Origin of the sequence: Rothia sp. HMSC069D01, assembly GCF_001810135.1 — a bacterium.
Taxonomy (GTDB): Bacteria; Actinomycetota; Actinomycetes; order Actinomycetales; family Micrococcaceae; genus Rothia.
Genome location: NZ_KV800108.1, coordinates 365,930 through 380,253 on the forward strand (window position 1 = coordinate 365,930; position 14,324 = coordinate 380,253).

The 14,324-nt window shown below is 60.5% G+C and carries 11 protein-coding genes; all 11 read left to right on the top strand.

Annotated elements, in window-relative coordinates:
* Positions 1–148: 148 nt before the first annotated feature.
* The 11 genes from HMPREF2710_RS05990 (at position 149) to HMPREF2710_RS06040 (ending at position 14,284) form a co-directional block, all read left to right on the top strand.
* The gene (locus HMPREF2710_RS05990) at positions 149–922 is read left to right on the top strand and encodes a 16S rRNA (uracil(1498)-N(3))-methyltransferase (protein WP_049349591.1); all 774 of its coding nucleotides are present in this window, start codon (positions 149–151) and stop codon (positions 920–922) included.
* A gap of 83 nt (positions 923–1,005) precedes the next feature.
* Entirely contained in the window at positions 1,006–2,133 is a 1,128-nt protein-coding gene (locus HMPREF2710_RS05995; protein ID WP_070600110.1) for a PhoH family protein, read from the top strand.
* Between the two features lie 3 nt (positions 2,134–2,136).
* Positions 2,137–2,658, top strand: coding sequence for an rRNA maturation RNase YbeY (ybeY, locus tag HMPREF2710_RS06000; protein ID WP_005505992.1), 522 nt, complete (start codon positions 2,137–2,139; stop codon positions 2,656–2,658).
* 9 nt (positions 2,659–2,667) lie between these two features.
* On the top strand, positions 2,668–4,134 hold the full coding sequence (locus tag HMPREF2710_RS06005; protein ID WP_070600113.1) for a hemolysin family protein: 1,467 nt from the start codon (positions 2,668–2,670) through the stop codon (positions 4,132–4,134).
* Positions 4,135–4,259: 125 nt separating this feature from the next.
* Positions 4,260–5,417, top strand: a complete 1,158-nt coding sequence (locus tag HMPREF2710_RS06010) for a GTPase Era (protein ID WP_246824537.1) — start codon at positions 4,260–4,262, stop codon at positions 5,415–5,417.
* A gap of 240 nt (positions 5,418–5,657) precedes the next feature.
* The gene (locus tag HMPREF2710_RS06015) at positions 5,658–7,097 is read left to right on the top strand and encodes an LCP family protein (RefSeq protein WP_070600114.1); all 1,440 of its coding nucleotides are present in this window, start codon (positions 5,658–5,660) and stop codon (positions 7,095–7,097) included.
* 422 nt (positions 7,098–7,519) lie between these two features.
* Positions 7,520–9,268, top strand: a complete 1,749-nt coding sequence (gene leuA, locus HMPREF2710_RS06020; RefSeq protein WP_070600116.1) for a 2-isopropylmalate synthase — start codon at positions 7,520–7,522, stop codon at positions 9,266–9,268.
* Between the two features lie 185 nt (positions 9,269–9,453).
* Positions 9,454–10,356: a hypothetical protein gene (locus HMPREF2710_RS06025; RefSeq protein WP_070600118.1), complete on the top strand. Its 903-nt coding sequence runs from the start codon at positions 9,454–9,456 to the stop codon at positions 10,354–10,356.
* 255 nt (positions 10,357–10,611) lie between these two features.
* The gene (locus tag HMPREF2710_RS06030) at positions 10,612–11,460 is read left to right on the top strand and encodes an undecaprenyl-diphosphate phosphatase (RefSeq protein WP_044145830.1); all 849 of its coding nucleotides are present in this window, start codon (positions 10,612–10,614) and stop codon (positions 11,458–11,460) included.
* Positions 11,461–11,618: 158 nt separating this feature from the next.
* Positions 11,619–12,935, top strand: coding sequence for a cysteine--1-D-myo-inosityl 2-amino-2-deoxy-alpha-D-glucopyranoside ligase (gene mshC, locus HMPREF2710_RS06035; RefSeq protein ID WP_070600121.1), 1,317 nt, complete (start codon positions 11,619–11,621; stop codon positions 12,933–12,935).
* Positions 12,936–13,207: 272 nt separating this feature from the next.
* Complete coding sequence (locus HMPREF2710_RS06040; protein WP_070543518.1) at positions 13,208–14,284, top strand: tRNA (adenine-N1)-methyltransferase; 1,077 nt, start codon at positions 13,208–13,210, stop codon at positions 14,282–14,284.
* Positions 14,285–14,324: the final 40 nt, after the last annotated feature.

The following is a 14,324-nucleotide window of genomic DNA, read 5'->3' on the forward strand; positions in this document are numbered from 1 at the left end:
CGGGTGCGGTACTCAACCCGCACCCGCCGCTTTCCTGTCAGCACTGCTGTCAGCACAGCACTGTACGCGCCCGCACTAAGCAGCACACCTATTTCACACGCCACCCGCACACTACCCACGCTTTCAAACCGCACCCTCAAGGAGAACCATGAGCGCCCCCATCTTCTACATCAGCACGGAAGAATACGACGCACTCACCCCCGGCGCCACCTGCGCACTCGGAGGCTCCGAAGGCAAGCACGCCCTCGTCAAGCGCCTTGAGCTTGGCGAACGCATTGACCTGGGTGACGGCACCGGCCGCCGCGCACTCGGTACGGTCGCCTCCATCAATGCGGACGGTGTGAGCGTGCAGGTGCAGGAGCTGCGCGAGGAACGCAGCGTGCCCTCCATCTACCTGGTGCAGGCGCTCGCGAAGGACGGCCGCGACCTGCTCGCCATCGAAACCGCCACCGAGCTGGGCGTGTACGGTGTGCTTCCGTGGAGCGCGGACCGCTCCATCGTGCGCTGGAAGGGGGAGCGCGCTTCCAAGGCACACACCAAGTGGCAGAACACCGTCACCGCCGCGGCGAAGCAGTCGCGCCGCGCACTCATTCCCGAAGTGTACGACCTGTACAACACCGCCGACCTGGTCGAACTCATTGAAGAAGTTGCCGGCTCTGAGCAGTCCGCCGCCGTGTTCATCCTGCATGAGCAGGCGACCGAACGCCTCAGCGCCCTGGCACGCAAGCTTGTAGAGGCGGAGAACCTGCCCGACGAAATCTACCTGCTCGTTGGCCCCGAAGGCGGCATCAGCGACCGCGAAGTGCAGCTTTTCACCGACGCCGGCGCGCAGCTGGCACTGCTCGGTGATGAGGTGCTGCGTTCCTCCACCGCCGGTTCTGCCGCCATGTGCACCCTGAACGTGGTGCTGGGCCGCTGGTAGAGCGCCGCTGACAGGAATCCACCAGGGCGTGGCGCATCACACCCATCTATACTTGTAAATACATCACTAGCCAAGGAGCCCATATGACTACCTCCCGACCTCTCTCGACCGCACGCACCGTATCCTTCAAGAGCGCCGCAGAAATGATTGCCGTGCTCGGCCCGCAGGACGCGCACCTGGCAATTATCGAGGACTACTTCGAGCAGATTAGCCTGCGTCCCAAGGACCTGGACGTGCTCATCACCGGCCCCTCCGAGGCCGTCAACACCGCCGCTAAGCTGCTGAACGAGCTGCGCGTGCTCTCCAGCCACGACACGCAGATTACCGTGCAGGTCATTCACCGCCTCATGGGCATGCTCGGTGACGAACTGAGCAACCCGGCGCACTCGCTGTCCACCAGCATCCTCTCCACCCGCGGCACCACGATCCGCCCCAAGACCATTAACCAGAAGAAGTACGTGGACGCTATCGACGCGAACACCGTCATCTTCGGCATCGGCCCGGCGGGTACCGGTAAGACCTACCTCGCCATGGCGAAGGCAGTGCAGGCGCTGCAGACCCACGAAGTGAACCGCATTATCCTCACCCGCCCCGCCGTGGAGGCTGGCGAGCGTCTGGGCTTCCTGCCCGGCACCCTCAACGAGAAGATCGACCCGTACCTGCGCCCGCTCTACGACGCACTGCACGACATGCTCGAACCCGAAACCATCCCCAAGCTCATGGAGGCGGGCACCATTGAGGTCGCACCGCTGGCGTACATGCGCGGCCGCACCCTCAACGACGCATTCATCATCCTTGACGAGGCGCAGAACACCACCGCCGAGCAGATGAAGATGTTCCTGACCCGCCTGGGCTTCGGCTCGAAGATGGTCATTACCGGTGACATCACCCAGATTGACCTGCCCGGTGGCGCCGCCTCCGGTCTGAAGCAGGTGCGCAACATTCTGCAGGGCGTGGAGGATATTCACTTCAGCATCCTGGAATCCTCTGACGTGGTTCGCCACACCCTGGTGTCGAACATTGTGTCCGCCTACGATCAGTGGGGCGAAGACCAGAAGGCGATGGAACGCAAGCGCAACCGCAAGGTCAAGCGCGCTACCATCGAGGCCGCAGCCGAGAAGCTGCTGGACCGCGCCGGCATCAACGGCGGCTCCGAAAAGAACGCCGAGCAGAACCCCGACAACGCACAGACCACCCCGGAAGGACGCTAAACGGTGGCAGAGATCGAATTCGACTGTGAAGAACCCGCAACCGGTGCCGACCCGGCAACCGACGCCTTCATCCGCGAATCTTTCGAAGCGGTAGACACCGAGGTGCTCACCCGCCTCGTCGAGCACGCCTTCAAGCGCATGCACCTTGCCGATGACACCTACCTGTCCATCGCCATCGTGAACGAAGACGAAATGGAACGCGTGCACATCGAGTGGATGGATCTGCCCGGAGCAACCGACGTGATGAGCTTCCCCATGGACGAGCTGGAACCGGGAACCCCCGAAAATCCCTCCAGCGGCATGCTCGGTGACATCATCCTCTGCCCGCCCGTCGCCGCACGTCAGGGCGCAGACGCGGGTCACAGCACCCTGGACGAGCTGTGCCTGCTCACCACCCACGGCATTCTGCACTGCCTGGGCTACGACCACGGCACCGCCGAAGAGGAAGCTGAAATGTTCGGCATTCAGCGCTCCATCCTCGAAGAGTTCCTGGGCCGCCCGGCACCGGTCGAAACCCGACACTAGGGGAGCGGCGTGGACATTCTATTCACAGCCCTCCTCGCCGTTCTCGCGCTCTGCCTGACCGTGGTCGCGGCAATCGCCGAAACCGCGTTCACCTACTTGCCGCACAACGAGGCGGAAGAAGCCGTGGAGGCACACCCGGACACCCTCGGTGCGCGCGTCCTGCAGCGCACCCTCGACGGTGACTCCGAGGCGTACACGCACCCGCTGCGCCTGACCCGCCTCATTGCGGCAGCCACCGCGGTGCTCGCCACCATGACCTGCCTGCTGAACCTGGTTGAGGTGCACGCGCTCGCCGTCGTGTTGACCCTCGTGATCGTTGCGCTGGTGGGCTACCCGGTTCTGCATGTGCTGGCGCGTGCTCTGGGACGTAACCGCCCGGTCGCGTCGATTCGTGTGCTGGCTCGCCCGGTGCACTACCTGTCGGTTCTGCTGAGCCCGGCGACTGGTCTGCTCGATAAGCTCAGCGTGCGCCTGGCGCCGGAACGTTCGGCTGAGGCCCCGGTGGGTGTGTTCGATGAAGAGGAGCTGCGCGAGTTCCTGGACCGCGCCTCCGACGCTGAAACCATTGAAGATGACGAGGCGCAGATGGTGCAGTCCGTCTTTGAGATGGACGATACCCGCATCCGTTCGCTCATGGTTCCGCGTACCGACATGCTCACCGCTAGCCGCGACACTCCTCTGCGTGAGGCGCTGAGTCTGTTCCTGCGTTCGGGTTATTCGCGTATGCCGGTGATTGGTGATTCGAGCGATGAGATTCTGGGCGTGCTCTACCTGAAGGACGCGATGCGCGCCTTCATCCTGCATTCGGAGTCTCCGGAGGGTACCGCCCTGCCGACCGTGGTTGAGCTGATGCGCCCGGCTCGTTTTGAGCCCGAGTCGAAGCGCGCCATGGACCTGCTGCGTGAGATGCAGCGTGAGTCCACGCACGTGGCAATCATTGTTGATGAGTACGGCGGCACCGCCGGTCTGATCACGCTTGAGGACCTGATCGAGGAGCTGGTCGGTGACATTTCTGATGAGTACGACCATGAGCGCCCCGATTACACGCTAAACGATGACGGCACGTTCCGTCTCTCTGCCCGTCTGGGTATTGATGAGCTGGGCGAGATTTTCGGTCGTGAACTCGAGGATGAAGATGTTGATACGGTGGGCGGTCTGCTCGCTAAGCATCTGGGCATGGTGCCGATTGTTGGTTCTGAGATTGAGATTGACGGTATTCATATTCGTGCGATTGGTTCGTCGGGCCGCCGCCACCAGGTGGATATGTTGCAGGCATGGTACGAGCCGCCTCGTGATGAGCAGCAGAACGCTGAAGGTTCCGCGGCGTCTTCCTCGGAGCCTAATTCCGCGGAGGTTGCTGACATCCTCACCGTGGATACCGAGCCTCCCGTTGTGGCTGAGCCGCATGCGCATCCTGATCTTCCGGGAGATATTGCAGAGGCTGAACCGGCAACCGATCAGCACGGCAACCGCTAGATATCGAACATAGACGCCGCATTTTCCCTAACACACTTTGAGTCGGCCGCCCCGCCCCGGAAGGCGCAGGCAGATGAGGCTGGCACCCCATACACCCCGCACGGGGTTTGATAAGGAGAAACACAATGGACCAGGAGTACACCCCGCTCGATTTGAGCATGCTGGACTTGAGCACCCCGCTACCGACCTACCCGGAGAATTTCCGTTCGGGCTTCGCGTCGCTGGTGGGCCGCCCGAATGCGGGTAAGTCTACTCTGACGAACGCTATGGTCGGTCAGAAGGTGGCTATCACCTCGAACCGTCCGCAGACGACCCGCCACACGATCCGCGGTATTGTGCACAAGGACGAGTACCAGCTGATTCTGGTGGACACCCCGGGTATTCACCGCCCCCGCACTCTGCTGGGTGAGCGTCTGAACGACCTGGTGGCGAGCACCCTTTCGCAGGTGGATGTGCTGGGCTTCTGCATTCCGGCGAATGAGAAGATTGGTCCGGGTGACCGTTACATTGCGTCGCAGCTGGTGGCGTCGAGCAATAAGCCGGTGGTTGCTATTGTGACGAAGGCTGACACTGTGAGCTCTGAGGAGTTGCGTGAGCAGCTGCTGGCTGTTGAGGCGCTCGGCGAGGAGGTCATGAGCGCTGAGCGTGCGGCTCGTGCTAAGCGTGCCGCGCATCGTGCGAAGCAGAAGGGTAAGGGCCCCAAGGGTAAGGGCGGCAAGAATGATGCTGTGCCTTTCGCGAAGGGTTCGGGCCCTGCGGCTAAGCGCCGTGCCGGTGAGGTCGCTGAGCCGATGCCGGTTGACGGTAAGGGCGGCTGGGCTGCGATTATCCCGGTGTCTGCTGTGAAGCATTTCCAGGTGGATGCGGTTGCTGACCTGCTGGCGCAGTACACTCCGCTGTCGCCGCCGCTGTACCCCGAGGGTGAGCTGACCGATGAGCCGGAGGCAACCCTCATTGCGGAGCTGGTGCGTGAGGCAGCTCTGGAGGGTGCCCGCGAGGAGCTGCCCCACTCGATTGCTGTGACGGTTGAGGAGATGGAGTTCCGTGAGGGCCGCCCGGCGGATAACCCGCTGCTGGATGTGCACGTGAACCTGTTTGTGGAGCGTGAGTCGCAGAAGTACATCATTATCGGTAAGGGCGGCTCGAACCTGCGCAAGATTGGTACGAAGGCTCGTGAGCAGATTGAGGCGCTGCTCGGTACCCGCGTTTATTTGAATATTCATGTGAAGGTTGCGAAGGAATGGCAGTCTGACGCGCGTGCGTTGAACCGTTTGGGATTCTAGTAGCTTTCCTGAGCGCATCGCCCAGAGAATTTGCGCTGAGAGGTCACCCCTGCGAGGTCACCCCGAAAGGTGGCCCTGAGAGGTTGTCTTCGGGGTGGGCGCGCATCCATAGTTTTCACCCGGTGACTTGCAGAAATATGTGCATGCCTCCGGATGAAAACTTTTCATTTTCATTCGGCACTCATAGGGAAGAGTGTTACTCTGAGAAAGCACTTGCTCACCGGCAGAAAGAGAAAAGGTATGCCCCAGGCACCTCGTTTACGAAGCACCGGTCGTCATATGCGCACGACGGTGATGACTTCAAATCGCAATAAGTGGATTGCTCTGCTTACTGCTTGCATGCTCGTCATTGTTGTTGGCTTTGGTGGCGTGTTGGCTCTGCGTATGCGCAATAATCTGCATACTCAGGAGCTGAACATCAGCAATTACAAGGACGGCCTGGAGAACGGCGCCTTGGACATTCTCGTGATTGGCTCCGATACCCGTAAGGGTAATAACGGTGCGTACGGTGATGAGGATGACCGCAATTCTGAGGCTCGCGCGGACGTGATGATGCTGCTGCAGATCAGCAAGGACCGTAAGAACGTGAGCGTGCTGTCGTTCCCGCGTGACTTGATGGTTGATGTGCCGCAGTGTACTGACCCTGAGAGCGGTACCGTGTACCCGGCCGAGGAGAACGTTCAGATTAACGAGTCTCTGTCTCGCGGTGGTGCTGGTTGTACTGTGGCGACCATTAGCAAGCTGACCGGTGTGAATATTGACCACTTCATGTTGGTGGACTTTAACGCTGTGAAGGAGCTGTCGAAGGTTGTTGGCGGCGTTCAGGTGTGTGTGGACGCTCCGATTGATGACGAGTACAGTGGCTTGAAGCTTCCTGCCGGTACTTCTTCGGTTGAGGGTGAGCAGGCTCTTGCGTTCTTGCGTAGCCGCCACGGCTTCTCGGATGGTTCCGATATTGGTCGTATTCAGGCTCAGCAGGGCTTCTTGTCTTCGCTGCTGCGTAAGGTGAAGAGCGAGGGTACTCTGTCGAATCCGGGCCGTCTGATTAACATTGCTGAGGCGATTACTCAGAACGTGACGGTGGATAAGAATCTGGGTAATATCAGCACTCTGGTGGGTGTTGGTGCGGCTCTTGGCGGCGTGGATCTGTCGAATGTTGTGTTTGCGACGGTGCCGACTGAGCCGTGGAGCCAGGATGAGAACCGCCTGCAGGTTTCTGCGGATGCTGCGAACGTGTTCCAGCGTCTGCGTGATGATAAGTCGCTGAAGGAAGAGAAGGCTCCGGAGGCACCGGCTACTTCTGCCGCTCCGGTTCAGCTCGATCGTACGGTTCCGGTGAACGTGTACAACGCGACCGGTCTGGATGGTCGCTCGGCTACAATCGCTTCGGTGATTGAGGGCCTGGGCTACACGAATGTTACTCCCGGTACTTCCGCTAACCCGACGAACTTCACCACGGTGTTCTACTCGACCGGTTACGAGGCGGAAGCGAAGGAAATCGCCGCGAAGCTGAACGTAACCCGCGTGGTGGCTACTGAAGAGGTTCTGGGCGTGGCGGTGACGATCGGTACTGACTTCCCGTCCGGTGAGGCGATGGAGAAGCAGGAGGCTGCGATTGCGGGTAACGCGACCGGTCAGACTGCTGATCAGCACAAGTGCCAGACTGCTTTCGCCTACTAGGCCCGAACTGCTGGGTGGCTGGTAGCGCAGTTGCGTGAATAACGAATAGAAGGGGCGTAGCGCCAGTAATGGTGGCTACGTCCCTTCGTCGTTAATGCTCGCCGTTAATTCTTTCCAGATGATGGACGGCGCCCCGTGCGCTGTGCCACCGCCTCCGGGCGCTGTGATAGCGTGGAGGTATGACTATTCACGGTGAGAGCATGCGCGGGGTTACCCGCCAGGCAGTGAACCTGCTGCTTATTCGCCGGAACGGGGCACGCTAGAATCTGCCGCAACCGTTCCGGCTTTTTGACGCGGCATCTCACCTTCGCATCCTTTCTGATGCACCGCCTTGAACACGGCAGCCGGGGGACCGATATCCCGGCAGGTACGAGCCCCGAAACTGGGGTAGAGCGAGACGGACCAACCCACAGGAATTCATGATGAAAAACCACCAGAAGCCCAGCCCCATGCCGGTACACAAGTACCGCCCTTTCCACGAACAGATTGTTGTTGACCTGCCGGACCGCACCTGGCCGGATAAGGTCATTGAGAAGGCTCCGCGCTGGTGCGCAGTGGATCTGCGTGACGGCAACCAGGCGCTGATTGACCCCATGGACACCGACCGTAAGCTTGCGATGTTCAAGCTGCTGGTGAAGATGGGTTACAAGGAAATTGAGGTTGGTTTCCCCTCGGCGTCGCAGACTGACTTTGATTTTGTGCGCACCCTGATTGAGGACGGCCACATTCCTTCGGATGTGACCATTCAGGTTCTGGTGCAGGCGCGTGAGCACCTGATTGCCCGTACTTTTGAGGCGATTGAGGGCGCACCGCAGGCGATTGTGCACTTCTACAACTCGACCTCCGTGCTGCAGCGCCGTGTGGTGTTCCAGCAGGACCAGGAGGGCGTGCTGGACATCGCCCTGCAGGGTGCGCGCCTGTGCCGCAAGTACGAAGAGCAGATGATCTCTGATACTAAGGTCATCTATGAGTACTCGCCCGAGTCCTTCACCGGCACCGAGCTTGAGTACGCGGCTCGCGTGGTGAACGCTGTGGCTGAGGAGCTGGAGGTTGGCCAGAACGGCCGCGAGTTGATTGTGAACCTGCCCGCTACCGTTGAGATGGCTACCCCGAACGTGTACGCCGATTCGGTCGAGTGGATGGACCGCCATCTGAACCACCGCGAGCACATTGTGCTGTCGCTGCACCCGCACAATGACCGTGGTACCGGCGTGGCTGCTGCTGAGCTGGGTTACCTGGCGGGCGCTGACCGTATTGAGGGCTGCCTCTTCGGTAATGGCGAGCGCACCGGTAACGTTGACCTGGTGACCTTGGGTCTGAACATGTACACCCAGGGTATTGATCCGCAGATTGATTTCTCTGATATTGACGGTATCCGTAAGACTGTTGAGTACTGCAACCAGTTGAAGGTGCACGAGCGTTCGCCGTACGGTGGCGACCTGGTGTTCACCGCGTTCTCTGGTTCTCACCAGGACGCTATTAAGAAGGGCTTTGAGGCTCTGGAGCGTACTGCTGCTGAGGCGGGTAAGACCGTGGATGAGGTCTACTGGGAGGTTCCGTACCTGCCGATTGATCCGCGCGACCTGGGCCGTACCTACGAGGCGATTATTCGTGTGAACTCGCAGTCCGGTAAGGGTGGCATGGCGTACCTGCTGAAGCAGGATCACGGCCTGGATCTGCCGCGTCGTGCGCAGGTGGAGTTCTCGAAGATTGTTCAGGCTCGTACCGACGCTGAGGGCGGCGAGATGACCAGCGAGAAGCTGTGGAACATCTTCGCGGATGAGTACCTGCCTGCTGCTGATCCGCAGAACCGTTGGGGTAAGTACCGTATTGAGTCGATTAACATTGATTCGGCTGATACCGGTGCGACGACTCTGCGTGTTGGCCTGAACATTGATGGTCACACTTACACTCGTACTGCTTCGGGTACCGGCCCGGTGGATGCTCTGCAGAACATCCTCTCGGGCGAGGGCGTGGATATTCGCGTGATGGATTATTCGGAGCACACTATGTCGTCTTCGTCGACTGCTAACGCTGCCTGCTACGTTGAGGCTGCTGTTGGTTCTCGCGTGCTGTGGGGTATTGGTGTGGACAGCTCGACGACTCGTGCGGCTTTGAAGGCGATGATTTCGGCTGTGAACCGTGCGCTGCGTGATGAGCGTCAGGCGTAGGCGATAGCCGTACATGCTTTGTGCAAGGTTTGCGGGTGACCGCTGGCTGATGACCGTTAACCGTGCATGATGTGGGGGCGGGATGCATACTGGGAGTATGTATCCCGCCCTTAGTCGTTTAATGTGCGCAGGTGTTGTGTGCATCGGCGTGCTGTGGGGGGAATAATCTGCAGAGAGGAACTCTCATGAAAAGCTACGCGATGGTGTTTAGCCCCGTTGATGCGGCGGGCACCGATTCTTCTGTCCGTTCCTGGAATTATGAGCTGAGCGGTGGTGATGATACTGCTCTACCTGCAGGTTCCACCGAGGCGTGGGAGGCCGGCTGGGTGGGTTCGACCGGTCCCGGTATTGAGCAGGATCAGTGGCCGCGCAGTACGTTTACTGGTTTGCCGATGCAGCATATTTTTACGGTGAGGTTGCCGGGGGAGTACCTGCCGGATGCGCAGAAGTATCCGGGCGTTGTGGCGTTCTCTTTCTTCGCCGGTGATGGCCAGTTCGCTGAGGATGAGGCGACTGAGGGTGTTGCTAATGCTGCTAGTGATGACCCGTTTGAAGTGCAGTATGCGCAGGCGCGGGTGCATCCGTACCAGTTGTTGTTGCGCGATATTTTGGATGCCGAGTTTGCGGTGCTGTACCTGAGTGAGGAGGAGTTCTCGTCCCGTACGGAGCCGCCGCAGGATGTGCGCCGGCCCGGTGAGCATCGTGGTGAAGAGGAGAGCTTCAGCGCCTGGGCTTTGGCGGATCAGCAGCAGCCGCTGGCTCGTAAGCCTGCTCTGGTGGGGTGGGTTCCGACGGATGACCCGAACGCCGGTAAGGTCCCCAGTGATGTGTTTGAGAATGTTGACCCGCAGACTGGTTATCTGAGTCCTTTCGATTGGGATACTGAGGATTCGGCATGGTTTGAGTGGGCTAAGCCGCTGATTGCGGTGGGTACTCACCTGGGTGGCACTCATTTTTATGCGCAGGCTCTGCCGGATGATTTAACGGCTCGTTATATTGAGTTCGATGAGTTTGATGTGCTGAATTTTGGGTGCGGTAGCGCTGTTTTTGATTTTGAGACTGGTGTTTTCGACTGGTCGTGCGGCTAGTACGCTTGCGCCGGAGAGCGCGCCGTTGACGCACCTTTGATGCGCCGGAGAGCGCGTATTTGAGGTGTTTGCGCGGTCTCTTTGAGCCGTAGATGAACCGTTGATGAGCCGTGGATAAGCCCCGGTTGCACCGCGGTGTACCTCATGAAACGGCACCCTGAGCGTTTCAGAGTGTGGACGGGGCGGTTTGCGGAGGTTCCACATCACCTTCGGCGAACCGCCCCGGGCGGGTGCGCCTCCTGTATCCTTGAATGCGTGGAATGGATTCAAGCAATTATTTTGGGCTTTGTTCAGGGCCTGACCGAATTTCTGCCGATTTCGTCATCGGCGCATCTGAACATTGTTGGCCAGATTCTGCCGGAGAAGGCTGACCCGGGCGCCGCGTTTACCGCAATCACCCAGCTGGGTACTGAGACCGCGGTCTTGATTTTTTTCTGGCGCGATATTGTGCGCATTGTGAAGGCGTGGTTTGGCGCTCTTACCGGTCGTGTACCGCGCAATGACCCGGATGCCCGCATGGGTTGGCTGATTATTATTGGCTCCCTGCCCATCGGCGTTCTGGGCCTGCTGCTGGAAGACTACATTGACACGCAGTTCCGTAGCCTGTGGATTGTGGCGACCATGCTGATTGTGTTTGCTGTGTTCCTGGGCCTTGCGGACCGTTTTGGTCGTGAGCAGCGTGAGCTGAAGGACCTGACTTTCCGTCACGGCCTGCTGTACGGTTGCGCACAGGCGCTGGCACTGATCCCGGGTGTTTCCCGTTCGGGCGGTACGATTACTGCGGGTCTGTTCATGGGGTACACCCGTGAGGCTGCGGCACGTTACTCGTTCCTGCTGGCCATGCCTGCCGTGTTCATGTCTGGCCTGTACAAGACCTTCAAGGTGGTCACCGGCGAGGAGGCGACCGGCTACTACGGTATTCCCTCGACTATCGTGGCTACTCTGGTTGCGTTTGTGGTGGGTTACCTGATGATTGGCTGGTTCTTGAAGTACGTGTCTTCGAAGTCCTACGGCATTTTCATCTGGTACCGCATTGCGCTCGGTATCCTGATTTTCGTTGGTCTGGGCACTGGCGTTCTGAACGCTACTTCTTCGGCGTTCTAAGGCTTTAGCCCTCAGCGTGATATGACATACCCGTCCGTGAGTTTCTCACGGGCGGGTATTCTTATTGGAGTAGATTTTTTGGCACCCGCATGCCTTGAGGTTGGGCGGCGGGTGTGGCGCGTCCACCGGTTGTGGGCGTTTTTACAGAAAGGAAACCCATGCGAGCTTGGGATGCCCCCGCCTCTGTGACTCTGCCCGGTCAGGCTGCGCTGCCGCGCATTTTTGATACTTCTGCCGGTGAGATTGTTCAGGTTCAGGAGGATAAGGCGGCGAGCCTGTACGTTTGCGGTATCACCCCGTACGACGCGACGCATATGGGTCACGCCTCCACCTATGTTGCTTTTGACTTGCTGCACCGCGCCTGGCTGGATGCGGGCGTGCCGGTCACCTACGTGCAGAACGTGACCGATGTGGACGACCCGCTGCTTGAGCGTGCGACCGCGACGAACGTTGATTGGCGTGAACTGGCTGAGGATCAGACGGAGCTGTTCCGCACCGATATGAAGGCGCTGAACGTGATTCCGCCTGCGCACTATGTGGGTGTGGTGGAGTCCATTGAGTGGCTGTTCCCGCTGATTGAGGATTTGCTGCGCCGCGGCCTGGCGTACCGCGTGCCCGGTTTCACTGACGAGCAGGGTGTGGTGCATCCTGACGGTGACGTGTACCTGGACTTGAAGGCTGTGCGTGAGCTGCCCGCGAACGCTGAGGGCTACTCGTGGGCACCGGGCGAGGTCTGCCACTTGACCCGTGATGAGATGCTGGAGATTTTCGCTGAGCGCGGCGGCGACCCGAACCGTGCCGGTAAGCGTGACGCGCTGGATCCGCTGCTGTGGCGTGTTGAGCGTGAAGGCGAGCCGAGCTGGGATGCCGGCGAGCTGGGCGCAGGCCGCCCCGGCTGGCACATCGAGTGCACCATGATTGCCCGCCGTTTTGTGGATGGTTCGCTGACCGTTCAGGCTGGCGGTAACGACCTGACTTTCCCGCACCACGATTTGGGTGCGGGCCATTCGTGGGCTGTGTCTGCACGCCCGCACGCTAAGCATTACGCGCACACCGGCATGGTCGGTTTGGACGGCCACAAGATGAGCAAGTCCCGCGGAAACCTGGTGCTGGTTTCGCGTCTGCGTGCGGCCGGTGAGGACGCGAACACGATTCGCCTGGCGATTATGGGCCAGCACTACCGTTCGGATTGGTTCTGGACCGACGAGCTGCTCGAGCACGCGAAGGCTCGCCTGGATACGTACCGTCATGCGGTGTCGGTGGCTGAGGGCCGTGAGGGTTCCGAAGGTGTCACCGATGAGGCGGCTGTTGAGCTGCTGGCTGCTGTGCGTGAGGCGCTCGGCGAGGACCTGAACGCTCCGGCGGCGTTGGCGGCTGTGGATGCGTGGGCTGTGAAGGCTCTGGCGGACACCACCGTCGGTGGTGGCGCGCTGGTGCGTGACATCCTGGCGGCACGCCTGGGCGTGGTCCTCTAAGGGGCTCAAAAATGTTGAAGCGCAGGAGCGGCGCTACGGTGTGAAAGCCGTGGCTGCCGCCCTGCGCTTTTCTGCGCCTCCAATAGATGCGCCAGCTCTCTACCGCGGTGTAATAAAACCGGGCGGGGGAGCCGCCGCATTATCACGACTGCGGGGTAATGCGCCACAGCCGATTTGCAGACTCCGCTAAAATAGAAAAGGATTTTTTCCGTCCACAGTTCGCCGCGACGGCGAACAGCACAGACTGACCCAAACCCGAGGAGAACCACCCCGTGAGCAGCGGCACCCACACCCCTACCGGCGCAATCAACCGCCGCGGCCCCTTCCGCCCCGGCGAGCGCGTCCAAATCACTGACGAACGCGGCCGCATCACCACCATCACCCTCGCCGAAGGCGGCGAATACCACTCCCACAAGGGCTTCCTCAAGCACGACGACCTCATCGGCGCACCCGAAGGCACCGTCATCGCCAACACTCACGGCATCCTCTACCAGGCGCTGCGCCCCCTCTACAAGGACTTCGTGCTCTCCATGCCGCGCGGCGCAGCCGTCGTCTACCCCAAGGACGCCGCCCAGATCATCGTCAAGGCAGACATCTTCCCCGGCGCACGCGTCGTCGAGGCCGGCGTCGGCTCCGGTGCACTGTCCATCGCGCTGCTGCGTGCAGTCGGCGACTACGGTTGCGTGCACTCCTTCGAACGTCGTGAAGAGTTCGCAGACGTCGCCCGCGGCAACATCGAAACCATGTTCGGTGGACCCCACCCGGCGTGGAAGCTGAGCATCGGCGACCTGCAGGACACCCTTCCGCAGGTTGAAGAGCCCGGCAGCGTCGACCGCGTCGTACTCGACATGCTCGCACCCTGGGAATGCCTGGACGCTGTAGCGGAGGCGCTCGCACCCGGCGGCGTGCTCATCTGCTACGTTGCGACCGTGACCCAGATGTCCCGCCTGGTTGAGGGCATGCGCCTGGACGGCCGCTTCACCGAACCCGAATGCGACGAAACCATTGTGCGCGGCTGGCACGTGGAGGGCCTGGCGGTCCGCCCCGACCACCGCATGGTTGCACACACCGCGTTCCTGGTCGTGGCTCGTCGCCTGGCTGACGGTGCGGTGCGTCTGGCACCGAAGCGTCGCGCGTCCAAGACTGATTTCTCTGAAGAGGATATGAACGCGTGGATTCCCATGAACGTGGGTGAGCGTGAGGTGACCGATAAGAAGATTCGCCGCGCAGCCCGCGATGCGAAGAACCTTGCCGCTCACGCCGCACGCGCGAACGAGATTGCGCTCGAACAGAACGGTACCGCGCAAAACGACAGCGCAGCAGCTGAGGCGACTGAATCCGCCGAATAATTTGAACCACCTTTGACCTGCGGGGGCACGGGCGTTGCCT